The organism is Streptomyces sp. NPDC059224 (assembly GCF_042754285.1).
Taxonomy (GTDB): Bacteria; Actinomycetota; Actinomycetes; order Streptomycetales; family Streptomycetaceae; genus Streptomyces.
In genome coordinates, this window is the sequence record NZ_JBHZAN010000055.1 from 27,231 (window position 1) to 50,756 (window position 23,526).

Sequence of the window (23,526 nt, forward strand, 5' to 3'; positions counted from 1 at the left end):
TGGAAGGCTCTTGCTGAAAGGTTGCTGAAACCTTGCGGTTGCGCAGATGTTAAGGGCCCGCTCCCCGGATGGGTAGCGGGCCCTCAGAAGTTGCCGCAATAAATTACTGCGTGATGGTCCGTCAGGCGGTGCTCCACCACACGGTGGTGTCGGCCGGCAGCTTCGCCTCGCCGTCCGCCTCGGTCACCTCACCGCTGGCCAGGAGCATCCGGCCGTACGCCGGAGTGGTCACCGACTCCCCGCCGGTGTTCGCGACGCACACGAACTCCCCGCGCCGGAAGGCGAGTACGCCGTCCGCGGCGCGCAGCCACTCCACCGCCTCGCCCGCACCCAGGTCGGACTGGGCACGACGCACGCGCAGCGCGGACCGGTACAGCTCCAGGGTGGAGCCCGCCACCCCGGTCTGCGCCTCGATGCTCAGCTCCCCCCAGCTCGCGGGCTGCGGAAGCCAGCTGCCCCCGTCGCCGAAGCCGTACGACGAGCCCTCCCGCGTCCAGGGGATCGGCACCCGGCAGCCGTCCCGGAAGCCGTCCTGCCCGGCGCCACGGAAGTACGCGGGGTCCTGGCGGACCTCGTCGGGCAGGTCGACGACGTCCGGGAGGCCCAGCTCCTCGCCCTGGTAGACGTACGCGGACCCGGGCAGCGCGAGCATGAGGAGGCTGGCCGCCCGTGCCCTGCGCAGCCCGAGCTCCCGGTCACCGGCGGTGCGGATCTGGGTACCGAGGCCGGGCGGGTTGGCGAAGCGGGTGGCGTGCCGGGTGACGTCGTGGTTGGACAGCACCCAGGTGGCGGGGGCGCCGACCGGGCGCATCGCCTCCAGGGTGCGGTCGATGACCGCGCGCAGCTCCTTCGCGTCCCAGGCGGTGCTCAGGTACTGGAAGTTGAAGGCCTGGTGCAGTTCGTCCGGGCGGACGTAGTTGGCGGTGCGTTCCACGGTCGGGGTCCAGGCCTCGGCCACGAAGATGCGCTCGCCCGCGTACTCGTCGAGGACGTGCCGCCACTGCCGGTAGATCTCGTGCACGCCGTCCTGGTCGAAGAACGGCATGACATCGTTGCCCAGCAGCTTCAGCTGGTCCGCGCCGCCGAGGTCGGGCAGACCCGCCGCCTTCACCAGGCCGTGCGCCACGTCGATCCGGAAACCGTCCACGCCCATGTCCAGCCAGAAGCGCAGGATGGAGCGGAACTCGTCGCCGACGGCCGGGTGCTCCCAGTTGAAGTCGGGCTGCTCCGGCGCGAAGAGGTGCAGGTACCACTCGCCGTCCGGCACCCGCGTCCAGGCCGGGCCGCCGAAGATGGACTCCCAGTCGTTGGGCGGCAGTTCGCCGTTCGCGCCCTTGCCCGGGCGGAAGTGGTACCGGTCCCGCAGCGGCGAGCCGGGGCCTTCCGCCAGTGCCCGCTTGAACCACTCGTGCTGGTCGGAGGAGTGGTTCGGGACCAGGTCGACGATGATCCGCAGGCCCAGCTCATGGGCGTCCCGGATCAGCGCGTCCGCGTCGAGCAGGTTGCCGAACATCGGGTCCACGGCCCGGTAGTCGGCGACGTCGTAGCCGGCGTCGGCCTGCGGGGAGGCGTAGAACGGGCTGAGCCACACGGCGTCGATGCCGAGGTCGCGCAGGTACGGGAGTCTGGAACGTACGCCCTCCAGATCGCCCATACCGTCGCCGTTGCTGTCGGCGAAGCTGCGCGGATAGACCTGGTAGATCACCGCGTCCCGCCACCAGTCGCGGCGACGGGCGACGGTGGTCGTGGCGGTGGCCGGTGCGGCGGATTGCTGCTGGCTCATGGCGTCCTTGATGCGTAACGGAGTCATCGGTCAGAGGTAGGTGAGGGATGGGGCGGCCGCGGTCGCAGCGGGGTCGGATGGTGACCGCGGCCGCCACCCCGCGCCCGAAGGGGCGCTGGGTCCCCCCGGCCGAAGGCTGGGGGAGGAACTGCGCGACCAGCCACGGTGAGGCCGCGGACGGACGACGGCCCTCGCGGCTGCACCGGGCGGTCAGCCCTTCGTGCCGCCGGCGGTGAGCCCGGTCACCAGGTTCTTCTGCACGAGGTAGAAGAACACGGCCACCGGTATCGCGATCAGCACGGCCGTCGCGGTCATCAGGTTGCGCTGCGCGTCGTGCTCGCTGATGAAGCTCTGCAGCCCCACCGCGAAGGTGTACTTGTCGTCGCTGAGCATGAACGTGGACGCGAACGCCACCTCGCCGAAGGCGGTGAGGAAGTTGTAGAACGCGGCGACCGCGAGGCCCGGCTTGGCCAGGGGCAGGATCAGCCGGAAGAAGGTGCCGAACGGCGAGAGCCCGTCGACCCGGCCGGCCTCGTCGATCTCGAAGGGGATCGTGTCGAAGTAGCCCTTGAGCAGCCAGGCCGTGTAGGGGACGACGGTGGTGCAGTAGACCAGGATCAGCCCGAGGTAGCTGTCGATGAGGCCGAGCCGCGACAGGATCTGGTACATCGGCACGATCAGGACGGCGATCGGGAACATCTGGGTGACCAGCAGCAGCCACATGAACTTCCGGTACCCCGGGAACCGCATCCGGGAGACGGCGTAGCCGGTGGTGGAGGCGAGGATCAGCCCGATGACCGTGGTACCGCCGACGACGATCATCGTCGTCCTGAACCAGTCCCAGAAGCCGGTGTGCTGGAGGACGAAGGAGTAGTTGTCCAGCGTCATCTTGTGCCAGATGCCACTCGGATGGAGGTAGTCGTCCTTGTCCGGGCCGAGGGACAGGAAGATCAGCCAGCCGACCGGGAAGAACGCGATCAGGCTCGCGACGCCCAGGATGCCGTGGGTGACGGCGGTGCCGAGCGGGCCGCGCTCGCCCCGGCCGCGGACACGGCGGGTACTGCTGGTCACAGGGGCCTCCTCGGCGACCTGGGCGGAGGTCTCGACAGTGGTCGTACTCATGGGAACTCCTGCCTCAGATCGCGAGCTGCTGGTCGTTGCGGTTGAGCCAGCGGCGGTAGAAGGAGGTGAAGACGATCAGGACGGCCAGCAGCAGCATGCCGTAGGCGGCGGACTGGGCGAAGTCACGCGGCTGCTGCCCGAAACCGAGGTAGTAGGCCCAGGTGACCAGGATCTGCGCGTCGGGGGCCGTGTTGCCGAACAGCAGGAAGATGACGGCGAACTGGTTGAACGTCCAGATGATGCCGAGGAGGACCACCGTGGAGCTGACGGACCGCAGACCCGGAAGGGTGACGTGGCGGAAGCGCTGCCAGGCGGTCGCGCCGTCCATCTCGGCGGCCTCGTAGAGCGTGCCGTCGATGGCCTGGAGGCCGCCGAGCAGCGAGAGCATCATGAACGGCACACCGCACCAGGTGTTGACGAGGATGGCGGCCGCCCGCTGCCAGAAGGTGTCCTCCAGCCAGTCGGGTTGCGGCAGATGGAGGAAGTGCAGGGTCGCGTTGATGATGCCGCCGTCGGCGAGCATGAACCGCCAGCCGAACACGGTGACGAAGGTGGGCACCGCCCAGGGCAGCACCAGGACCATGCGGTAGAAGGTGCGGCCGCGGAACTTCTCGTTGAGCAGCAGGGCGAGGCCCAGGCCGATGGTGTAGTGCAGGGTGACGCAGAGCGCGGTCCAGACGATCGTCCAGACGAAGTGCGACCAGAAGCGGTCGTAGGACGTCGGGCCGAACAGGATGTCCTTGTAGTTGTCCAGGCCGATGAACTTGTAGGTGGCGTCGATGTGGTTGACGCCGATGGTGCGGGCGGTGTTCAGGCTGTTGGCGTCCGTCAGCGTCAGGTAGAAGCCGTACACCAGCGGGTAGATGACGAGCGCCCCGAGCACGACCGCCACCGGGGCGATCATCGCGTAGGCGTACCAGTATTTCTGGTAGTTGCTGCGGATCCGCTGGCCCAGCCCGGGGCGGGGCGCGCGGTCGCCGTGGCGCTTGCCGGTCGCGCGGTCGATGGCGACTGTCATGGTTCGACACCTTCTGGGTTTTCCGGGATCGGGCTGGGCACAGGCCGGTGGCCGCCGGACCCTCTCCCGGCGTTCCGGGGGGATCCGACGGCCACGCGGGGCTTACTTGCTGAAGTCGGGGACGAGCTTCTCGACCCCGAGTTCGGCGGTGCTCAGGCCCTTGTCGAGGGACTCCTTGCCGCCGGCGATCTTGGTCAGCTCGGTGCCGACCGGACCCCACAGGGAGGAGTACTCGGCGAGCGCCGGACGCGGCTGCGCGGAGGACAGGACGGCCTGGTAGCCGGCGATGCCCGGGTCGGCCTTGACCTCGGCCGTGTAGGCGTCGGAGCGGGTCGGCAGGGTGGAGTTCTTCAGCGCGATCTGCGTCTGGGTCTTGGCCGAGGTCATGAAGGCGACGAGCTTCTCGGCCGCCTCCTGGTGGGCCTTGTCGATGCCGGCGTAGATGGAGAGGTTGTGGCCGCCGGTGGGGGCGCCCGCCTTGCCGGTGGAGCCGGCCGGGACGGTGGCGATGCCGAGGTTGGACTTGTCGCTGAACGCGGAGCCCTTGTAGAAGTTGGTGATCTCCCAGGGGCCCTCGATGGTCATGGCGACCTTGCCGTTGACGAAGGCGTCCTGGCGGTGGGCGTAGGCGTCGGCGGTGGTGTCCGCCTTCTGCAGGCCCTTGCCGGAGTACAGGTCCAGCCAGGTCTGGTAGCCCTTCTTGGCCGCCGCCGAGGTGAGGGTGATCTTCTTGGCGGAGGCGTCGACCATGTCGGTGCCCTCGCCGTAGAGGAAGGGCTGCGTGTAGTACGCGGCCTCGGGACCCCAGTAGCCGGTGACCTTGGCCTTGTCCTGGATCTTGGCCGCGTCGGTCCGCACCTCGTCCCAGGTCTTGGGGGCCTCGGCGATGCCGGCCTTCTTCAGCAGGGCCTTGTTGTAGACGAGCGCGAGGGTGTCGGTGACCAGCGGGACGCCGTAGGTCTTGCCCTCGTACTGGGCCTGGGTCATCAGGCTGGACTGGAACTTGTCCTTGTCCGCGAGCGCGCTGGTGCCGTCGAGCGGCAGGAAGTAGCCGGCCTTGGCGAAGGCGGGGGTCCAGCCGACCTCGGAGCGCAGCACGTCGGGGGCGCCCTTGCCGGACTGGGCCGCCGTGTCGAACTTGTTCTGCGCCTGGTCGAACTGGACGTCGACGTAGTTGACCTTGATGTCCTTGTTCGCGGCTTCGAACTCCTTGACCAAGGCCTTGTACGTCGGTGCCTCATTGGTGGCGTTGGAGGTGTCCCACCAGGTGATGGTGACCGGGCCGTCCGACTTGCTCCCGCTGTCGCTCCCGCCGCACGCCGTCGCCGTGAGGGCGAGGGACGCCACCAGCGCGGAGGCCGCTATGCCACGCCGCATGAGTTCTCCTTGAGGGTGAAAAGCCCGAGTGATGCGAGGGCGGCCCCGTCCGCCGTCCTCGCTGTCGTGCCGACAGCGCCTTTGCGGCGGCCGGGCGTCAGGGAACGTAACAGCGATGTAAGCGCGACGAAAGACCTTGCAGCAAAAAAGTGCAAGAGATCTCCGAAGTTATCCGCGCGTGACCTGTCGGCGACCACCGTGAGACGCTTGCTTGCTGCTTGTTTACGGCGGTAGAGCGGTACGACCGTCACTTGTGCAAGACTCTGCAAGCTCTTGCCATCACGTTTCACGAGGGAGTGCGATGACGCAGCAGCCCGGAACGGGCCGCCCCCCAGGCCGCATCAGGCGCCCGGTCGGTGTGCAAGGGGACATACGGCCGGTACAGTCCAGTGCCGTGACCACACGGCTTGCCGACATCGCAGCGCAGGCGGGGGTGAGCGAGGCGACCGTCAGCCGGGTCCTCAACGGTAAGCCGGGCGTCGCCGCCACCACCCGCCAGTCCGTGCTCGCCGCGCTGGACGTGCTCGGCTACGAGCGGCCGGTACGGCTGCGGCAGCGCAGCGAGGGACTGGTGGGGCTGATCACCCCCGAGCTGGAGAACCCGATATTCCCGGCACTGGCCCAGGTCATCGGCCAGGCGCTGACCCGGCAGGGCTACACCCCGGTGCTCGCCACCCAGACCCCCGGCGGGTCCACCGAGGACGAGCTGACCGAGATGCTGGTGGACCGCGGGGTCGCGGGCATCATCTACGTCTCCGGCCTGCACGCGGACACGACCGCCGACATGCAGCGCTATGAACGGCTGCGGGCGCAGGGTGTGCCGTACGTGCTGGTGGACGGCTTCTCGCCCAAGGTGCAGGCGCCGTTCATCTCCCCCGACGACCGGGCGGCGATGACCCTGGCCGTCACCCACCTCGCCTCCCTCGGCCACACCCGCATCGGCCTCGCCCTCGGTCCGAAGCGCTTCGTCCCCGTACAGCGCAAGATCGAGGGCTTCGTACGGGCCGTACAGGACCAGTTGGGGCTGCCGGCCGAGACGATCGAGACCGAGCTGATCCAGCACTCCCTCTACACCCTGGAGGGCGGTCAGGCGGCGACAACGGCGCTCATCGACCGCCACTGCACGGCGATCGTCTGCGCCAGCGACATGATGGCCCTCGGCGCGATACGGGCGGCCCGGCAGCGGGGTCTGGACGTCCCCAAGGACATCTCGGTGGTCGGTTTCGACGACTCCCCGCTGATCGCCTTCACCGACCCGCCGCTCACCACGATCCGCAAGCCGGTCCCGGCGATGGGCCAGGCCGCGGTCCGCACACTGCTGGAGGAGATCGGCGGGACGCCGGCTCCGCACAGCGAGTTCGTTTTCATGCCGGAATTGGTGGTACGCGGTTCTACGGCGTCGGCACCGGGAGACCGGGAGCGCGCCAGCCGCCCCTGACGGACATGCGTGGTGAACCCAACCTTGGGATGATCTGTCGAAGACGTCTTTTCTGGCAGACTCTGTGCCTATGAGTGACTCGACCGTGACAGAGCCGGAAGGTCGCGCACCACAGACCCTTCCGCGGACCGTCACGGGCGAGGGAGAACAGGGGTTCCTCCGCCGGCTGCGCACGCCGGGCCGGCCCCGGCTGTGGTTCGAGATCCTGCTGATCGCGGTGAGTTACTGGACCTACTCGCTCATCCGCAACGCGGTCCCGGAACAGAAGGCGCAGGCGCTGCGCAACGCGGACCGGATCTGGGGGGTCGAGCACCACCTGGGGGTCGCCGTCGAGGAGTCGGTCAACCATGCCGTGAACTCGGTGACTTGGCTGATCGTCGGGATGAACTACTACTACGCGACGCTGCACTTCCTGGTGACGCTGGGTGTACTGGTGTGGCTCTACCGCCGCCATCCCGGCCGCTACGCGGCGGCCCGCCTCGCCCTCTTCGCCACGACCGGCGTGGCCCTCCTCGGCTACTACCTGTTCCCGCTCGCCCCGCCTCGGCTGATGTACGGCGGCGGCTTCGTCGACACGGTGACGCTCCACCACACCTGGGGTTCGATGGCCTCCGGCGACCTCAAGCACATGTCCAACCAGTACGCGGCGATGCCGTCCATGCACATCGGCTGGTCCCTGTGGTGCGGACTGACGATCTTCGCGCTGGCGTCGGTGCCGTGGGCACGGGTGCTGGGGCTGCTGTACCCGACGGCGACTCTGCTGGTCATCGTCTCCACGGCCAACCACTTCTGGCTGGACGCGGTGGGCGGCATGCTGTGCCTGGCGTTCGGCCTGACCCTGGCCCGCCTGTGGTACGGCAGACCGCCCCACGCCCTGCCGAGACGGACGTAGCCCCGCCGCGGCCACCGGCCTCCTCCGCCCACTGGTCTCCCGCGTCCGCCGGTCCTTCGTCGCCGCCGCGCGGGCGCCCGGCGGCGGCGCTCGACCGTGACGGTGGGATCCGGCACCCCGGGACACCGCGCACTGGAGGCCTGGGCCCGCTCCTACCGGGCCGCGTTCACCGCCCACCGAAGGCGATCCCGCTCCTGATGACCTCGCCGGTGCGGGCCCCCAGGGTCCTGGAGCAGTACGAGCGTGCGGTCACGGTGCTGCTGGACGCGGGCTTCGCCGCCGCGGACGTCGTGCCGCTGCTGATCGCCCTGGGGAACCTGGTGCTGGGGACGGCGCTGGAGCCGGCGGCGCCAGGAGACGATGTGGGAGCTGACCGCGCGGACCCCGGCCCCGCGGCTGGCTAAGGCGCCGGCGGCGGTGGCGGACCGCCCCGCCGGCCGGGCCTTCGGGGCGGGCCCGACGGGCCTGATGAACCGCGCACGGTCGATGCTCGGCGCCCCGTGAGGGGCGCTCGTGGTACCGCCGGCCGAAGGCTGGGGGAGGAACTGCGCGACCAGCCCCCACCCGCCTGCGCCGAAGGCGCGACCCGGCCCCCGGTCAGGACTCCTACGCCCCGTAGAAGAGCTCCTCCACCACCGTCCGGGCCCGCCGCGCGGTCCGCCGGTACGCATCCAGCATGTCCCCCGCGTGCCCCTCCCCGTACCCCAGGTACCGGCCCACGGCGGCCAGCTCCCGGCTCCCGGAGGGAAACGTGTCGCCGGCCCGCCCCCGCACCAGCATCACCGCGTTCCGCACCCGCGTGGCCAGCACCCACGCCTCGTCCAGGATCGCTGCCTCCTCGGGCCCGAGCAGCCCCGCCGCGCACGCCGCGGCCAGCGCCTCACGGGTCCGGGTGGTCCGCAGACCCGGCTCGGCCCAGCCGTGCCGCAGCTGGATCAGCTGCACGGTCCACTCGACGTCGGAGAGCCCGCCCGGCCCGAGCTTGGTGTGCAGCTTCGGGTCGGTCCCGCGCGGCACCCGCTCGGACTCCATCCGGGCCTTCAGCCGCCGGATCTCGCGTACCGCGTCCTCGCCGAGCCCCTCCGCCGGATACCGCAGCGGATCGATCAGCTCGATGAACCGGCTGCCCAACTCCTCGTCGCCGGCGACCGTTTCGGCCCGCAGCAGGGCCTGCGACTCCCATACCAGCGACCACCGGCGGTAGTAGGCCTCGTAGGACTTGAGCGTGCGCACCAGCGGCCCGGACTTGCCCTCCGGCCGCAGGTCGGCGTCGATCAGCAACGGCGGGTCTGCGCTCGGGATCTGGAGCAGCCGGCGCATCTCGGAGACGACCTTGTTCGCCGCGTCGGCGGCCTCCCGGTCGGCCACGCCGTCCCGCGGTTCGTGCACGAACAGCACGTCCGCGTCGGAGCCGTACCCCAGCTCGTGGCCGCCGAACCGGCCCATCCCGATGACCGTGAACCGGGTCGGCAGGGTGTCGCCCCAGCCCTCGCGGACCACCGCCCGCAGGGTTCCGGCCAGGGTCGCCGCCGTCAGGTCGGAGACCGCGCCGCCGACCCGGTCCACCAGGGCGCCCTGGTCGGCCTCGGCGGGGTTGGTCTCGGTGCCGTAGGAGTCGACGATGTCGGCCGCCGCCGTACGGAACAGCTCACGGCGGCGCACGCCCCGCGCGGCCCGCACGCCGTCCGCGGCGTTGTCGGCGCGGCCGACGGCGGCCAGGGTCTCCCTTTCCAGCTGGCCGCGCGGGCGGGGTTCGAGGCCGCCGCCCGGGCCGCCGCCCTCGCGGGCACCAGCGTCGCCGTCGCCGAGCAGGGCGACCGCCTCCGGGGCGCGCATCAGCAGGTCGGGGGCGAGCCGGCCGGCCGACAGCACCCGGGCGAGGTTCTCCGCGGCGGCGCCCTCGTCCCGCAACAGCCGCAGGTACCAGGGGGTCTTGCCGAGGGCGTCGGAGACCTTGCGGAAGTTCAGCAGACCCGCGTCCGGATCGGCGGAGTCGGCGAACCAGCCGAGCAGGACGGGCAGCAGGGTGCGCTGGATGGCGGCCTTGCGGGTGACGCCCGAGGCGAGGGCCTCCAGATGACGCAGGGCGGCCGCCGGGTCGGCGTAGCCGAGCGCCTCCAGGCGTTCCCGGGCCGCCTTCGGGCTCAGCCTCGCCTCGCCCGGGCCGAGCTGGGCGACCGCGTCGAGCAGCGGGCGGTAGAAGAGCTTCTCGTGCAGACGCCGTACGACACCGGTGTGCCGCTTCCACTCGCGGGTCAGCTCGGCCACCGGGTCGGTGCGCAGGCCGAGCGAGCGCCCGAGGCGGCGCAGGTCGGCCTGGTCCTCGGGGACCAGGTGGGTGCGGCGCAGCCGGTAGAGCTGGATGCGGTGCTCCATCGAGCGCAGGAATCGGTAGGCGTCGTCGAGCTGGGTGGCGTCGGCGCGGCCCACGTAGCCGCCCGCGGCCAGGGTCTTCAGGGCGACGAGGGTGGTGCCGGAGCGGACCGTGGCGTCGGCCCTCCCGTGCACCAACTGGAGGAGCTGGACCGCGAATTCGACGTCGCGCAGGCCGCCGGGGCCGAGCTTCAGCTCGCGGTCGACCTCGGCGAGGGGGATGTTCTCCACCACCCGGCGGCGCATCTGCTGCACGTCGGCGACGAAGTTCTCGCGCTCGGCGGCCTTCCAGACCATCGGTTCCAGGGCGTCGAGGTACTCCTGGCCGAGGTCGGGGTCACCGGCGACCGGACGGGCCTTGAGCAGCGCCTGGAACTCCCAGGTCTTGGCCCAGCGCTGGTAGTAGGCGAGGTGGCTGCTCAGCGTGCGCACGAGGGGGCCGTTGCGGCCCTCGGGCCGGAGGTTGGCGTCGACCGGCCAGATCGAACCCTCCACCGTGGTCTCGGAGCAGATCCGCATCATGTGCGAGGCGAGTTTGGTGGCAGAGCGCAGGGCCTTGGCCTCGTCCGCGCCGGCGGCCGCCTCGCCGACGAAGATGACGTCGACGTCGGAGACGTAGTTCAGCTCGTGGCCGCCGCACTTGCCCATGGCGATCACCGCGAGCCGGCAGGCGGCGGCGTCCTCGGGCGCGGCGCGCTCGGCGAGGGCGAGGGCGGCGCGCAGGGTGGCGGTGGCGAGGTCGGCGAGCTCGGCGGCGGTCTCGGCGACGTCGGTGGTGCCGCACACGTCCCGGGCGGCGATGGACAGCAGGCAGCGCCGGTAGGCGACCCGCAGGCCGACCGGGTCGCCGGCCTCGGCCAGGCCGCGCTCGAACTCCGCGACGCCGGGGTGCAGGTCGCGGGGCTCGTAGGTGACCAGGGCCTCCCAGTCCCGCGGGTGCCGGGCCAGGTGGTCGGCGAGGGCGGCGGAGGCGCCCAGGACGCCCAGCAGGCGGTCCCGCAGCGGCTTGGCCGCTATCAGGGTGTCGAGCAGCCCCTGGTGGGCGGTGGGGCCGGGCTGGGCCTCCAGCAGCCGTACCAGGCCGTGCAGGGCCAGATCCGGGTCGGCGGTGGCACCGAGTGCCTCCAGGAGGACCGGGTCGTCGCGTACGGCCGCCAGTTCGGGGCTGTCCAGCAGGCGCTCGGCCGCCGAGGCATCGGTGAAGCCGTGCCGCAGCAGTCGCGTGAAGGTGCTGCTCCTGCGCCCCGGCGTCATCCGCGGCCTCCCCAGGGATCGAGAACCGGATCAAGGTCGTCCACGCCAGAGCCTAACCGCAGACCCGCTCACGGGCGCCGATGAGTTCGCGGCGCGATCGTGGTCTGTACCCGGTGTGCACCGGCACGAGACGGAAGGAGTCGTCATGCGCGAACCCGAGGGTGTGCTGGACGCCCGCTACAGCAGCCCCGGCATCCGGGCCCACGACTGGTCCGAGGCGGAGAAGCTGCTCACCGGCGCCGAACTGTTCTGGCTCTCCACGGTACGGCCGGACGGGCGGCCGCACGTCACCCCGCTGCTCGCGGTGTGGCACGACGGCGCCCTGCACTTCAGCACCGGCCCCGGGGAACACAAGGCGCACAACCTCGCCGGCAACCCGCACGTCGTCCTGACCACCGGCACCAACACCTGGGCCCAGGGGTACGACCTGACCGTCGAGGGTGCGGCGGCTCGGGTCACCGACGACGGCCGGCTGCACGAGCTGGCGGCGGCCTGGGAGGCGAAGTACGGCCCCGTCTGGCACTACGAGGTCGCCGACGGCTGCTTCCGGCACGGGCCCGGCCGGGCCCTGGTCTTCGCGGTCCGGCCCCGCAAGGTCCTCGGCTTCGGCAAGGGCGAGCCGTTCAGCCAGACGAAGTGGACCTGGAGCGACTAGGACCTGTCGTTCGGCCCTCCCGGGCGTCCGGCGGGAGCAGTTCACCCGCTCTTCATCCGTCCGGCCGGGCGCGGTGGGACGGGAGATCTTTGGCGTGCGCATGCTGTCTCCGCACCGCCACCGATCCCCTCCCCCTTCTCCAGCACCGGAGGTTCATGTGTCCGGCAGTTCCGCACGTTCGGCGATGCTGCGCCGAGCCCGTACGGCGGTGGCCTCCGCCACCGCCCTCACCGCGGCCGCGGTCGGCCTGTGGACCGGGCTCGGCGGTACGTCCGCGCACGCCGCGAGTGCCGTACCGACCCCGGACCACGTGATCGTCGTGGTCTTCGAGAACCACGCCTACAGCCAGGTCGTCGGCTCGTCCAGTGCCCCCTACATCAACTCGCTGGCGGCCGGCGGCGCCAACCTGACCCAGATGTACGCCGAGACCCACCCGAGCCAGCCCAACTACTTCGCCCTGTTCTCCGGCGCCACCCAGGGCATCACCGACGACAGCTGCTACACCGCGGGCTTCTCCTCGGCGGCGAACCTGGCCTCCGAGCAGCTCGCGGCCGGCCGCACCTGGGCCAGCTACAACGAGACGCTGCCCAGCCAGGGCTCGACCACGTGCAGCAGCGGCGACTACGCGCGCAAGCACAACCCGTGGTTCGGCTTCAAGAACGTGCCGACGTCGACCGCGAAGACCTTCGCCCAGTTCCCCACCGACTTCACCACCCTGCCCCAGCTCTCCTTCGTGACCCCGAACCTGTGCAGCGACATGCACGACTGCTCGGTGTCCACCGGTGACACCTGGCTGAAGAACAAGCTCGGCGCGTACGCGACCTGGGCCAAGACGCACAACAGCCTCCTCGTCGTCACCATGGACGAGGACAACCGGCTGGCCGGCAACCGCATCCCGACGGTCCTGTACGGACAGCCGGTCAAGGCGGGGGCGACCTCGGCCACCACCTACAACCACTACGACCTGCTGCGCACCCTGGAGGACGGCCAGGGCCTGAGCGCGCACGCGGGCAACGCGGCCTCGGCCGACGACATCACCGGGATCTGGGCGTCCTGACGTGTACGTAGCGGACAGCCGCGCGAGCACTCCGGCGGCGTCCGCGGAAGGTACCGCCCGGCCGACGACAGCCGGGCGGTACCGCACCGCGGTCGCCCCCACCGTCCTCGCCCTCGGCACGGTCAGCCTGATCACGGACGTGTCCTCCGAGATGGTGACGGCGGTCCTCCCGCTGTACCTGGTGGCGGGCCTGGGCCTGTCCCCGCTGGGCTTCGGCCTCCTGGACGGCGTGTACAACGGCTTCTCGGCGGTCGTACGCCTGGCCGGCGGCCATCTCGCCGACCGCGGCGGCGGCCGGCACAAGTGGGTGGCGGGCGCCGGCTACGCCCTGTCGGCCCTGTGCAAACCCCTGCTGCTGATCGCCCACACCCTCACCCCCATCGGTCTGGTGCTGGCGGCGGACCGCACGGGCAAGGGCCTGCGCACGGCTCCGCGCGACGCCCTGATCTCGCTCTCCAGCACCCCGGAGAACCGGGGCCGCGCCTTCGGTGTCCACCGCGCCATGGACACGGCGGGCGCCCTGCTCGGCCCCCTGGCCGCCTTTCTCATCCTCCGGGCGACGGTGGACGGCTACGACGCGGTGTTCACGGTGAGCTTCTGCGTGGCGGTGGCCGGGGTCCTGGTGCTGGTCCTTTTCGTGCCGGGAGGCCGCGGCGAGGCGGCCCCCTCCGCCACCCCTCCCACCCTCCGCGCGGCGCTGGCCCTGCTCACCCACCGCGGCCTGCGCCGGATCACGGTCTGCGCGCTGCTTCTCGGCCTGGCGACGGTGAGCGACTCCTTCGTCTACCTGCTGCTGCAACGCCGGCTCGGCGTCCCGGACCGCTGGTTCGCCCTCCTCCCCCTCGGGACGGCGGCCGCGTTCCTCCTGCTGGCCGTTCCCCTGGGCCGCCTGGCGGACCGCTGGGGCCGCTGGCGCGTCTTCCTGACCGGCCACGCAGCCCTGCTGCTGGTGTACGCCCTGCTGCTCACGTCCTGGCACGGCACGGCCCTGCCCTACGCGGTCCTCGCCCTGCACGGCTCGTTCTACGCGGCGACCGACGGGGTGCTGATGGCGGCCGCGTCGGACAGCGTGCCGGAGGGGCTGCGTTCGTCGGGCCTGGCGCTGGTCCAGACGGGCCAGGCGGGGGCGCGTTTCGCCTGCTCACTGGCGTTCGGCGCGGCGTGGACGCTGTGGGGCGACCGTACGGCGCTGCTGCTGGCCACGGCCGCCCTCACGGCCTGCGCCGCCTATGCCGTCTTCCTGCGCCCCTTCCGGAAGGCCGCCGCATGACGCCGATGACGTTCCGCTCCCGCGTCGTGATCCTGCTCTCGGCGCTGGTGGTCCTGGCGGCGGTCGCCCTGACCGCCGTCCTGCACGCGTCGGCGCGGGCGGAGCGCCGCGACCAGGCCCAGGCGGGCGGTCCCCAGGTCACCGCGGGGACGGTCACCCTGACCGCCCCCGGCCGCATGGTCTTCCGCAACATGGCATGGGGCCCGCACCGCGACGAACTGACGACGGTCCCGGCGTCGGACCCGTCGGCCCCGCGTACCGCGTCGGGCCTCAAGTGCCTGCGTTTCCACGCCGCCGCGGGCACCGGCGTCTGCCTCCAGGCCGTCCACGGCCCGGTCTCGGACACCTACCGCGCCCTGATCCTGGACGCGAGGCTGCACACCACCGCGCACTACGGCGTCCCGGGCATCCCGTCCCGCGCCCGCGTCTCCCCCACCGGCCGCTTCGCGGCCTGGACGGCGTTCGTGGGCGGCGACTCGTACGCGGGCACGGACTTCTCCACGCGCACGGCGATCGCCGACACCCGCACGGGCACGCTGATCCCCTCCCTGGAGGCGTTCCGCATCGTGAAGGACGGCAGCGTCCACCACTCGGCGGACGCCAACTTCTGGGGCGTGACGTTCGCGTCCGACGACCGCACCTTCTACGCCACGCTCGCGACCAGGGGCTCGACCTACCTGGTCCGGGGCGACCTCTCCACCCGCACCGTCACCACCCTCCACCCGAACGTCGAGTGCCCGTCCCTCTCCCCCGACGGCACCCGCATCGCCTACAAGAAGCGCGTCAGGGGCCTCCCGAAGGACGCCCCTTGGCACCTGTACGTCCTCAGCCTCGACACGATGCGCGAGACCCCCCTGGCGGAGCCCCGCAGCGTCGACGACCAGGCGGTCTGGAAGGACGACCACACCCTGGTCTACGCGATGCCGGGCGACTACGGGGCGGACCTGTACGAGATCCCGGCGGACGGCACGGGCAAGCCGCGGCAGATCAGCGTGTCGGCGGTGTCGCCGGCGTACCTGCCCTGACCGGCACGGAACGGCGCGGACCGGCCCCCGAAGCCCTGGGAGCCGGTCCGCCGCGAATGCCCGGAGCCGCTATTTCAGGGCCACGCCGTCCCCGGCCGCGTTCGCCGCGCCGGTGGTGCCGGTGCCCGCGAACCTCCAGCGCCATGTACCGGCCGAGTCCGCGGTGACGGTCGTCCTCAGCTTCCCGCCGCCGTCCGTGGTCACCGTCTTGACGGTGCGGTACGTCGAGGAGCCGGCCTTCTTGAACTGCAGGGCGACGTGCTGGCCGCCGAAGCCGGCGTAGGCGCCGGTGGTCCAGTCGGCGCGGGTCAGGGCCCCGGTCACGGTGAGCGCGTGCCCCTTGGCCACGGGCTCCGGACCCGCCTGGGTCGCGGTGAGCCGGGCGTAGCGCTTGACCTTCATCCACTTGCTGGTGGTCAGCTGGTAGTAGTCGCCGTCGTAGGCCGCTGCCTCGGCGTCGAGGTGCCAGGTGCCGGCGTCGGCGTTCCTGAGGTTCTCGTAGTCGGCGCCGTTCGGGTCCAGGGCGTACGTGAAGACGCACTTCATCGTCGTCGACGAGGGCCTGGTGCAGTCGGCGCTCCTGGCGAAGGCGATGCGGCCGGCGGGGCTGACCAGCTTGTCGCCGTAGATGTTCTTGATGCCGGAGTTGTCCTTGACGGTCGCCGTGACCGTCAGGCCGTGCCCCTTGCTGACGCCGAGATAGACGGTGGACTTGCTGAAGATCACCGACGTGAAGGCGGTGTCGCCCTTGTGGGTGTCCGCCTGCGCGGCGGGGGCGGACAGGGCAAGCACCGCCAGGGTGCCCGCGGCGGCGGCCGCGGCCGTACGGATGTGCATCTCTCTCCCACACGATCAGCCGGATCCTCGTCCGGGCGTGCGGAAGACACGCGAGGTGGCCTGTTGGTTGTACGGCGGGCCGCGCCCTGTTCACCGCCCGTCCGCCCGGGACGCGAAAGGGCCGGCGATCCACGACCGCCGGCCTTCGCACCGGGACGCCGGGAACGCGCCCCGGCCCGCGCCTACAGCACCGGCAGGTTCTTGCGCAGCTCGAAGGCGGTGACCTCGGAGCGGTACTCGTACCACTCCTGGCGCTTGTTGCGCAGGAAGAAGTCGAAGACGTGTTCGCCGAGGGTGTCGGCGACCAGCTCGCTGCGTTCCATCAGGGTGAGGGCCTCGCCGAGGTTCTGCGGGAGGGGTTCGATGCCCATCGCGCGGCGCTCCGCGTCGGAGAGCGCCCAGACGTCGTCCTCGGCGCCGGGCGGCAGCTCGTAGCCCTCCTCGATGCCCTTGAGGCCGGCCGCCAGCAGGAGGGCGTAGGCCAGGTACGGGTTGGCTCCGGAGTCGATGGAGCGGACCTCGACGCGCGCCGAGCCCGTCTTGCCAGGCTTGTACATCGGGACCCTGACCAGCGCGCTGCGGTTGTTGTGGCCCCAGCAGATGTACGAGGGGGCCTCGCCGCCGGCGCCGGCGGTGCGCTCGGAGCCGCCCCAGATGCGCTTGTAGGAGTTCACCCACTGGTTGGTGACCGCCGAGATCTCCGCCGCGTGCTTCAGCAGGCCCGCGATGAAGGAACGGCCGACCTTGGAGAGCTGGAACTCCGCGCCCGACTCGTAGAACGCGTTCCGGTCGCCCTCGAAGAGGGAGAGGTGGGTGTGCATGCCCGAGCCGGGGTGCTCGGAGAACGGCTTCGGCATGAAGGTCGCGTGCACCCCCTGCTCCAGCGCCACCTGCTTCATGACCAGGCGGAACGTCATGATGTTGTCCGCCGTGGAGAGCGCGTCGGCGTAGCGGAGGTCGATCTCCTGCTGGCCGGGCGCGCCCTCGTGGTGGGAGAACTCGACCGAGATGCCCATCGACTCCAGCATGGTGATCGCCTGGCGGCGGAAGTCCATGCCGACGTTGGTGGGGGTGTGGTCGAAGTAGCCCGAGTTGTCGGCCGGGATCGGGCGGGAGCCGTCCAGCGGACGGTCCTTGAGCAGGAAGAACTCGATCTCCGGGTGGGTGTAGAAGGTGAAGCCCAGGTCGGAGGTGCGAGCCAGGGCCCGCTTGAGGACGTAGCGCGGGTCGGCGAAGGACGGGGAACCGTCCGGCATCAGGATGTCGCAGAACATGCGGGCCGTGCCGGGGGTCTCCGCGCGCCACGGCAGGACCTGGAAGGTGGACGGGTCCGGCTTGGCGATCATGTCGGACTCGTAGACCCGGGCGAAGCCCTCGATCGCGGAGCCGTCGAAGCCGATGCCCTCGTCGAAGGCCTGTTCCAGCTCGGCCGGGGCCACCGCGACGGACTTGAGGAAACCCAGCACGTCCGTGAACCACAGACGTACGAACCGGATGTCCCGCTCCTCCAAGGTCCGGAGCACGAACTCCTGCTGCTTGTCCATCTTCCGCTTCCCCATCCTTGCTGGTCAGGCCGCCTCTCCCGGTCCCACGGGAGGCGGTCGGGCACCTGAGCATCACACCACAACAGCATTTCATGCGCGTTGCGGACCATGATCGCCCCGACGCCCTCGGCCTGAACGGCTCCCGTACGGCAGGTGTACCGCCCTGGCGCCCATCTTGCCTGCTCGCGCCGACATCCGTAATGGCTGATCGGGTTCCGGGGTGACGGACACCACGGCCCTTTAATTTGAATCTCAGATGCAAGTTTTAATAGCGTGCGAGACGTCGCACCGCGCCACGCCCCAAGGAGCCCCGATGCTGTCCGAGAAGTCCGCAATCACCGTCCGCGCCAGCCTCCCCGCCGTCGGCGCGGCCATCGGCGAGATCTCCGAGCGCTTCTACGCCCGGCTCTTCGACGCCCACCCCGACCTCCTGCGCAACCTCTTCAACCGCGGCAACCAGGCAGCCGGCACCCAGCGCCAGGCCCTCGCCGGCTCCATCGCGGCGTTCGCCACCCATCTGCTGGACCGCCCGGAGCAGCGGCCCGACGCCCTGCTGGGCCGCATCGCCCACAAGCACGCCTCCCTCGGGATCGCGCCCGAGCAGTACGAGGTGGTGCACGAGCACCTCTTCGCCGCCATCGCCGAGGTGCTCGGCCAGGCGGTCACACCCGAGGTCGCGGCCGCCTGGGACGAGGTCTACTGGCTGATGGCGAACGCGCTCGTCGCGATCGAGAAGCGGCTGTACGAGGAGAGCGGCGGGACGGGTCCGCGGCCCTTCGAGGTCGTCGAGCGGATCAGGGAGACCGCGGACGTGGTCACCTTCCGCGTGCGGCCGGCCGACGGCGGGGCGGTCCGCGGCTTCCGGGCCGGCCAGTACGTCTCCGTGGGCGTCACGCTCCCCGACGGCGCCCGCCAGATACGCCAGTACAGCCTGTCCGGCGCGCCGGGCGAGTCGGTCCGCCAGTTCAGCGTCAAGCGGGTGCGCGGCGACGGCACGGCGCCCGACGGCGAGGTCTCCCGGCACCTGCACGCGCGCGTACGGGAGGGTGACGTCCTCGAACTGTCGGAACCCTACGGCGACCTGGTCCTCGACGGCGCCACGGACCGGCCCCTGCTGCTCGCCTCCGCCGGCATCGGCGTGACCCCGATGGTGGCGATGCTCGCCGCCCTCGCGGCCGACGGTCACCGCGCCCCGGTCACCGTCGTGCACGGCGACCGCTCCCCCGCCGACCACGCCCTGCGCGCCGACCACGAGGCCTACGCGGCGAAGCTCCCGGCCGCGGCCGTCCACTTCTTCTACGAACGCGACGCGGCTCCGGGCAGCCACCCCGGCCGGGTCGACCTCGACCGGGCGGACGTCCTCGTGCGGCCGGGCACGCGCGCGTACCTGTGCGGTCCGTTGCCCTTCATGCGCGCCGTCCGGACGCGGCTGATCGAGAAGGGCGTGGCACCGGCCGACATCCACTACGAGGTGTTCGGCCCCGACCTGTGGCTCGCGCGGGGCTGAAAGGACCCCGTCGGCGTTCAGCCGTCGTGCGGTCGCTGCGTGATCCCCAGCAGCAGTGGCCCGGTGGGCTCCCGCACGATGTCCGTCACGGTCACCGGGTCCAGGGTCGCGAAGAAGGCCTCCCGGGCCCGGCGCAGGGCGCCACGGAGCCGGCAGCCGGTGTGGAGGGGACAGGGGGCGGTGCCCTCGCAGTCGACGACGTCACCGTCCCCCTCGAAGGTCCGCACGAGCGCGCCCACCGAGGCGGTACGGCCCTGCTCGGTGAGCGTGAGCCCGCCGCCCCGGCCGCGCCGGGCGTCGACCAGTCCCAGGTGCTGCAGTTCGGCTACCACCTTGGCGGCGTGCGTGTACGGCACGTCCATGTCGCCGGCGACCTCGCGGGTCGTGGGGCTGGACTCGCCCGCGACGGCGAGCCGCATCAGGAGCCGCAGGGCCAGGTCGGTGGAGCGCAACAGCCTCATACCGGCCAGCGTAGGTTAATACGCATCCGTCGTTCAAATTATCGGTTTCCTGTCGGATCACAGGACTTTCCAGGCCTTTCCTGTGCCCTCCCTACGACTGGCCCCCTCTCCCGATTACGATCAGCGGGCCCACTTCTCACACCTCTCAACCCCCCAGAAGGACACACCCCATGGGTTCCGCGAAGAAGAGCAGCAACGCCGAACGCAAGGCGCGCATAGAGCAGATGCGGCGCGCGGAGCAGGCGCGCGAGCGTCGCAACCGGATCCTGGTGATCGCCGCGAGCGTGGTGGTCGTGGCCGGTCTCGTGGTCGGCGGGGTGGCGCTGGTGAAGAAGGGGTCCGGCGACGACACCGCGGCGGCCGACGCGAAGACCTCCGGGCACTTCGTGGCCGGCAAGGACGGGGTGAACACCTGGAAGGGCACACTGGGGCGGACGCACGTGACGACGGCCGTGCACTACCCGACCGAGCCTCCGGTGGGCGGAAACCACAACCCGGTCTGGCAGAACTGCAACGGCGACGTCTACACCGAGGCCCTCGACAACATGAACGCGGTGCACTCCCTGGAGCACGGCGCGGTCTGGGTGACGTACAACAGCAAGGCGAAGAAGGCCGACGTCGACGCGCTCGCGGCGAAGGTGAAGCAGACGCCGTACACGCTGATGAGCCCGGACGACAAGCAGAAGGACCCGATCATGCTGACGGCGTGGGCGCACCAGCGCACCGTGACCGGGGCCGACGACCCGAACGTGGGCAAGTTCTTCGAGGAGTTCGTGCAGGGCAAGCAGACGCCCGAGCCGGGTGCCGCGTGCACGGGCGGCAAGGGCCAGTGATGCGGTCGGTGCTCATCGCGGGCTCCGCGGTGGCGGTGCTGGTCGCGGCCGGCGCGATCACCTACGCGGTCGCGGGCGAGGACGGCGACGGCGCCGGCGCGGTCCCGAGCGCCGGCTCCGCGGACGCGGGGTTCGCACGGGACATGGCGGTCCATCACCAGCAGGCCGTCGAGATGTCGTACATCGTGCGCGACCGCACGAAGGACGCCGATGTGCGGCGGCTCGCCTACGACATCGCGCAGACGCAGGCCAACCAGCGCGGCATGCTGCTGGGCTGGCTCGACCTGTGGGGGCTGCCGAAGGTGTCGGCCGATCCGCCGATGACCTGGATGGGCATGGGTGACATGGCCTCCGGCAAGGACGGTTCGCTGATGCCGGGCATGGCGACCAACACCGAGCTGAAGAAGCTCGGGACCCTGAACGGCAAGCAGGCGGAGATCTTCTATCTGCAGCTGATGACGGACCACCACAAGGGCGGTATCCACATGGCCGAGGGATGCGTGGCCAAGTGCACCGTCGGGGTGGAGAAGAGCCTCGCCCAGGGCATGGTGGACGCGCAGCAGTCGGAGTTGACGACGATGGCGCAGATGCTGAAGGAGCGCGGCGCCGAGCCGCGTGACTGAACCGCCCTGCCGGGTGGGGGATTTGTCGACTTAACGGCACCGCAAGAGCAAGCCGACAATCGCAATCGATCCGTAACGTTCGGTGCGGCATCAAAATCGGGCCAAAGACCCCTAATTATCGCCGACTTGGGGTTTCCTTGGCCTTTTCATTCCCCTGGCATGAACAGTTCACCGCAAGAGTGACCCCCATCGTGTGATCCATTCACGGGCCGTTCCGCCGCTGGCCTCCTGATGATCACGCCTGACCGACCACTCCATGCGTCGAACCGCATAGCAGGGGGCAGTATGAGATCGAACCGTGCCAAGGTGCGGGCCAGCGTGAGCATGGCAGCGACACTGCCGATGATCGCCGGCGCGCTCGCGCTCGGCATACCCGCGGCGCACGCCGCGGACAGCCCGGCCCGTGACACCCTGAAGGGCACCAAGCCCACCTGGGCCACGGCCAAGGCGGACAAGGGCGCCACCTCCAACAGCGCGCAGGTCAAGGCCCGGGTCTACCTGGCCGGCCGGAACGCCAGCGGCCTCGCGGCCTACGCGAAGGCCGTGTCCGACCCCAGCTCGCCGTACTACGGCAAGTACCTCAGCGCCAAGCAGGCACAGGCCCGCTTCGGCGCCACCGCGGCCCAGGTGAAGGCCGTCAAGTCCTGGCTGACCGCGTCCGGCCTGAAGGTCACCGGCGTCACCCAGCACTACATAGCCGTCTCCGGCGACGTCTCCGCCGTCGAGCAGGCGTTCGGCACCCAGCTGCACAACTACGCCAAGGGCTCGAAGACCTACCGCGCGCCGGAGAAGACCGCCTCGGTGCCGGCGGCCGTGAGCAGCTCCATCCTCACCGTCACCGGCCTGGACAGCGCGCCGCACAAGGCCAGCCACGACGACACGCTGCCGCCCCCGGACGCCGTGTTCAAGAACGCCGGGCCGTTCTCGTCGTACTACGGCTCGAAGACCGCGACCACGCTGCCGTCGGCCTACGGCTCGAAGATCCCTTACGCGATCAAGGGCTACACCGGCAAGCAGCTGCGCGCGGCCTACGGCGCCGGCAAGTACACCGGCAAGAAGGTCCGCGTCGCGATCACCGACGCGTACGCCTCGCCGACCATCGCCTTCGACGCCGGCACCTACGCCAAGAAGAACGGCGACGCGGCCTGGAAGACCAGCCAGCTGCACCAGGTGCTGCCGGGCACGTACACCAAGACCGAGGAGTGCTCGGCGGCCGGCTGGTACGGCGAGGAGACCCTCGACGTCGAGGCCGTGCACGCGGTCGCGCCGGACGCGGACGTCACCTACGTGGGCGCCGCCTCCTGCTACGACGACGACCTGCTCGACTCGCTCAGCAAGGTCGTGGACAACCACCTGGCCGACATCGTCTCCAACTCCTGGGGCGACATCGAGGCCAACCAGACCCCGGACCTCGCGGCCGCCTACGACCAGGTCTTCCAGCTGGGCGCGGTGCAGGGCATCGGCTTCTACTTCTCCTCCGGTGACAACGGCGACGAGGTCGCCAACACCGGTACGAAGCAGGTCGACACCCCGGCCAACTCGGCGTGGGTGACGGCGGTCGGCGGTACCTCGCTGGCCGTCGGCAAGGGCGACAAGTACCAGTGGGAGACCGGCTGGGGCACCCAGAAGGCGACCCTGTCGGCGGACGGCAAGAGCTGGACCTCCTTCCCGGGTGCCTTCACCTCGGGCGCGGGCGGCGGCACCAGCGCGACGGTCGCCGAGCCGTACTACCAGAAGGACGTCGTCCCGAACTCCCTGGCGACGGCCAACAGCGCCACCGGCAACCGCGTGGTCCCGGACATCTCCGCGATCGCCGACCCCAACACCGGCTTCCTGGTCGGCCAGACCCAGACCTTCCCCGACGGGTCGCAGCAGTACAGCGAGTACCGCATCGGCGGCACCTCGCTGGCCGCGCCGACCATCGCTGCGGTCCAGGCGCTCGCCCAGGAGGCGGCCGGCGGCAAGGCCCTCGGCTTCGCCAACCCGTCGATCTACGCCAAGTACGGGAAGAAGGGCGTCTTCCACGACGTCACCGACAACCCGACCGGCAAGGGTCTCGCGGTCGCCCGCGTGGACTTCGCCAACGGTGTCGACGCCGCCGACGGTCTGCTGACCTCGGTCCGCAGCCTCGGCAAGGACAGCTCCCTGTCCGCGGTGAAGGGCTACGACGACGTGACGGGCGTGGGCTCGCCCGCGGGCGGCTACGTCGAGTCGTACAAGGCTCAGGCGCACCGGAAGCACTGATCCCGCCGCCGCTGCCTTCAGCGGCTGAGCGCAGGGGGCGGGGGGGTTGATTAACAAACGACAACCCAGAGCCAGAGCCCCACCCCCCCCCCGAAACCCCCCCCCCCCCCCGCCCCCCCCCACCCCCACCCCCCCCCCCCCCCCCCCCCCCCCCCCCGCCCCCCCCCCCCCCCCCCCCCCCCCCCCCCCCCCCCCCCCCCCCCCCCCCCCCCC

19 protein-coding genes are annotated in these 23,526 nt (G+C 71.0%); 11 read left to right on the forward strand and 8 right to left on the reverse strand.

Translation table 11 applies throughout. The features are described 5' to 3' along the window. Positions 1-121: 121 nt before the first annotated feature. The 4 genes from ACFXI4_RS40065 to ACFXI4_RS40080 form a co-directional block, all read right to left on the reverse strand. The gene (locus ACFXI4_RS40065; RefSeq protein ID WP_362718501.1) at positions 122-1,783 is read right to left on the reverse strand and encodes a glycoside hydrolase family 13 protein; all 1,662 of its coding nucleotides are present in this window, start codon (positions 1,781-1,783) and stop codon (positions 122-124) included. Between the two features lie 210 nt (positions 1,784-1,993). Beyond that, on the reverse strand, positions 1,994-2,905 hold the full coding sequence (locus ACFXI4_RS40070) for a carbohydrate ABC transporter permease (protein WP_362718498.1): 912 nt from the start codon (positions 2,903-2,905) through the stop codon (positions 1,994-1,996). Between the two features lie 13 nt (positions 2,906-2,918). Beyond that, on the reverse strand, positions 2,919-3,923 hold the full coding sequence (locus ACFXI4_RS40075) for a carbohydrate ABC transporter permease (protein ID WP_385001223.1): 1,005 nt from the start codon (positions 3,921-3,923) through the stop codon (positions 2,919-2,921). Positions 3,924-4,025: 102 nt separating this feature from the next. Then, positions 4,026-5,300 carry an extracellular solute-binding protein gene (locus ACFXI4_RS40080; RefSeq protein ID WP_362718491.1) on the reverse strand — a complete coding sequence of 425 codons (1,275 nt, stop codon included), beginning with the start codon at positions 5,298-5,300 and terminating at the stop codon, positions 4,026-4,028. Between the two features lie 394 nt (positions 5,301-5,694). Here ACFXI4_RS40080 and ACFXI4_RS40085 point away from each other — a divergent pair, with 394 nt between their 5' ends. The 3 genes from ACFXI4_RS40085 (at position 5,695) to ACFXI4_RS40095 (ending at position 8,034) form a co-directional block, all read left to right on the forward strand. Beyond that, on the forward strand, positions 5,695-6,738 hold the full coding sequence (locus ACFXI4_RS40085; protein WP_385001227.1) for a LacI family DNA-binding transcriptional regulator: 1,044 nt from the start codon (positions 5,695-5,697) through the stop codon (positions 6,736-6,738). A gap of 70 nt (positions 6,739-6,808) precedes the next feature. Continuing rightward, complete coding sequence (locus ACFXI4_RS40090; protein WP_385001229.1) at positions 6,809-7,630, forward strand: phosphatase PAP2 family protein; 822 nt, start codon at positions 6,809-6,811, stop codon at positions 7,628-7,630. Positions 7,631-7,827: 197 nt separating this feature from the next. Next, positions 7,828-8,034, forward strand: coding sequence for a hypothetical protein (locus tag ACFXI4_RS40095; protein WP_385001232.1), 207 nt, complete (start codon positions 7,828-7,830; stop codon positions 8,032-8,034). 202 nt (positions 8,035-8,236) lie between these two features. Here the strand turns inward: ACFXI4_RS40095 and ACFXI4_RS40100 are convergent, their stop codons facing one another. Then, positions 8,237-11,257, reverse strand: coding sequence for a bifunctional [glutamine synthetase] adenylyltransferase/[glutamine synthetase]-adenylyl-L-tyrosine phosphorylase (locus ACFXI4_RS40100; RefSeq protein WP_385001235.1), 3,021 nt, complete (start codon positions 11,255-11,257; stop codon positions 8,237-8,239). Between the two features lie 145 nt (positions 11,258-11,402). Here ACFXI4_RS40100 and ACFXI4_RS40105 point away from each other — a divergent pair, with 145 nt between their 5' ends. The 4 genes from ACFXI4_RS40105 to ACFXI4_RS40120 all read left to right on the forward strand — a co-directional run bounded on the left by ACFXI4_RS40105 (position 11,403) and on the right by ACFXI4_RS40120 (position 15,264). Then, positions 11,403-11,912 carry a pyridoxamine 5'-phosphate oxidase family protein gene (locus tag ACFXI4_RS40105; RefSeq protein WP_362730401.1) on the forward strand — a complete coding sequence of 170 codons (510 nt, stop codon included), beginning with the start codon at positions 11,403-11,405 and terminating at the stop codon, positions 11,910-11,912. Positions 11,913-12,096: 184 nt separating this feature from the next. Next, positions 12,097-12,969, forward strand: coding sequence for an alkaline phosphatase family protein (locus ACFXI4_RS40110; RefSeq protein ID WP_385001262.1), 873 nt, complete (start codon positions 12,097-12,099; stop codon positions 12,967-12,969). Between the two features lies 1 nt (position 12,970). Further along, entirely contained in the window at positions 12,971-14,239 is a 1,269-nt protein-coding gene (locus ACFXI4_RS40115) for an MFS transporter (protein ID WP_385001239.1), read from the forward strand. 5 nt (positions 14,240-14,244) lie between these two features. Continuing rightward, positions 14,245-15,264, forward strand: a complete 1,020-nt coding sequence (locus tag ACFXI4_RS40120; protein WP_385001265.1) for a TolB family protein — start codon at positions 14,245-14,247, stop codon at positions 15,262-15,264. 69 nt (positions 15,265-15,333) lie between these two features. Here ACFXI4_RS40120 and ACFXI4_RS40125 read toward each other — a convergent pair whose 3' ends face one another. Further along, positions 15,334-16,101: a calcium-binding protein gene (locus tag ACFXI4_RS40125; RefSeq protein WP_385001242.1), complete on the reverse strand. Its 768-nt coding sequence runs from the start codon at positions 16,099-16,101 to the stop codon at positions 15,334-15,336. A gap of 182 nt (positions 16,102-16,283) precedes the next feature. Beyond that, entirely contained in the window at positions 16,284-17,645 is a 1,362-nt protein-coding gene (locus ACFXI4_RS40130) for a glutamine synthetase family protein (protein WP_385001245.1), read from the reverse strand. Positions 17,646-17,958: 313 nt separating this feature from the next. On the opposite strand from ACFXI4_RS40130, the gene ACFXI4_RS40135 reads away from it, so the two are divergent. Continuing rightward, positions 17,959-19,152 carry a globin domain-containing protein gene (locus ACFXI4_RS40135; protein WP_385001248.1) on the forward strand — a complete coding sequence of 398 codons (1,194 nt, stop codon included), beginning with the start codon at positions 17,959-17,961 and terminating at the stop codon, positions 19,150-19,152. 17 nt (positions 19,153-19,169) lie between these two features. Here the strand turns inward: ACFXI4_RS40135 and ACFXI4_RS40140 are convergent, their stop codons facing one another. Further along, a complete protein-coding gene (locus ACFXI4_RS40140; protein ID WP_385001251.1) occupies positions 19,170-19,613 on the reverse strand; it encodes an Rrf2 family transcriptional regulator in 444 nt (147 codons plus the stop codon). A gap of 170 nt (positions 19,614-19,783) precedes the next feature. Here ACFXI4_RS40140 and ACFXI4_RS40145 point away from each other — a divergent pair, with 170 nt between their 5' ends. From ACFXI4_RS40145 to ACFXI4_RS40155, 3 genes are all read left to right on the forward strand, one after another. Then, a complete protein-coding gene (locus tag ACFXI4_RS40145; RefSeq protein WP_385001253.1) occupies positions 19,784-20,446 on the forward strand; it encodes a DUF3105 domain-containing protein in 663 nt (220 codons plus the stop codon). After that, complete coding sequence (locus tag ACFXI4_RS40150) at positions 20,446-21,069, forward strand: DUF305 domain-containing protein (protein ID WP_385001256.1); 624 nt, start codon at positions 20,446-20,448, stop codon at positions 21,067-21,069. The genes ACFXI4_RS40145 and ACFXI4_RS40150 overlap by 1 nt, the downstream gene beginning before the upstream one ends. Before the next feature lie 324 nt (positions 21,070-21,393). Continuing rightward, the gene (locus ACFXI4_RS40155) at positions 21,394-23,313 is read left to right on the forward strand and encodes a protease pro-enzyme activation domain-containing protein (protein WP_385001268.1); all 1,920 of its coding nucleotides are present in this window, start codon (positions 21,394-21,396) and stop codon (positions 23,311-23,313) included. Positions 23,314-23,526 lie beyond the last annotated feature (213 nt).

Excerpts from the sequence above, each read along its gene's own strand:
- ACFXI4_RS40065 (WP_362718501.1), bottom strand. The coding sequence starts at position 1,783 with ATGAGCCAGCAGCAATCCGCCGCACCGGCCACCGCCACGACCACCGTC.
- ACFXI4_RS40070 (WP_362718498.1), bottom strand. The coding sequence starts at position 2,905 with ATGAGTACGACCACTGTCGAGACCTCCGCCCAGGTCGCCGAGGAGGCC.
- ACFXI4_RS40075 (WP_385001223.1), bottom strand. The coding sequence starts at position 3,923 with ATGACAGTCGCCATCGACCGCGCGACCGGCAAGCGCCACGGCGACCGC.
- ACFXI4_RS40080 (WP_362718491.1), bottom strand. The coding sequence starts at position 5,300 with ATGCGGCGTGGCATAGCGGCCTCCGCGCTGGTGGCGTCCCTCGCCCTC.
- ACFXI4_RS40090 (WP_385001229.1), top strand. The coding sequence starts at position 6,809 with ATGAGTGACTCGACCGTGACAGAGCCGGAAGGTCGCGCACCACAGACC.
- ACFXI4_RS40095 (WP_385001232.1), top strand. The coding sequence starts at position 7,828 with ATGACCTCGCCGGTGCGGGCCCCCAGGGTCCTGGAGCAGTACGAGCGT.
- ACFXI4_RS40100 (WP_385001235.1), bottom strand. The coding sequence starts at position 11,257 with ATGACGCCGGGGCGCAGGAGCAGCACCTTCACGCGACTGCTGCGGCAC.
- ACFXI4_RS40105 (WP_362730401.1), top strand. The coding sequence starts at position 11,403 with ATGCGCGAACCCGAGGGTGTGCTGGACGCCCGCTACAGCAGCCCCGGC.
- ACFXI4_RS40110 (WP_385001262.1), top strand. The coding sequence starts at position 12,097 with ATGCTGCGCCGAGCCCGTACGGCGGTGGCCTCCGCCACCGCCCTCACC.
- ACFXI4_RS40120 (WP_385001265.1), top strand. The coding sequence starts at position 14,245 with ATGACGTTCCGCTCCCGCGTCGTGATCCTGCTCTCGGCGCTGGTGGTC.
- ACFXI4_RS40125 (WP_385001242.1), bottom strand. The coding sequence starts at position 16,101 with ATGCACATCCGTACGGCCGCGGCCGCCGCCGCGGGCACCCTGGCGGTG.
- ACFXI4_RS40130 (WP_385001245.1), bottom strand. The coding sequence starts at position 17,645 with ATGGACAAGCAGCAGGAGTTCGTGCTCCGGACCTTGGAGGAGCGGGAC.
- ACFXI4_RS40135 (WP_385001248.1), top strand. The coding sequence starts at position 17,959 with ATGCTGTCCGAGAAGTCCGCAATCACCGTCCGCGCCAGCCTCCCCGCC.
- ACFXI4_RS40140 (WP_385001251.1), bottom strand. The coding sequence starts at position 19,613 with ATGAGGCTGTTGCGCTCCACCGACCTGGCCCTGCGGCTCCTGATGCGG.
- ACFXI4_RS40145 (WP_385001253.1), top strand. The coding sequence starts at position 19,784 with ATGGGTTCCGCGAAGAAGAGCAGCAACGCCGAACGCAAGGCGCGCATA.
- ACFXI4_RS40150 (WP_385001256.1), top strand. The coding sequence starts at position 20,446 with ATGCGGTCGGTGCTCATCGCGGGCTCCGCGGTGGCGGTGCTGGTCGCG.
- ACFXI4_RS40155 (WP_385001268.1), top strand. The coding sequence starts at position 21,394 with ATGGCAGCGACACTGCCGATGATCGCCGGCGCGCTCGCGCTCGGCATA.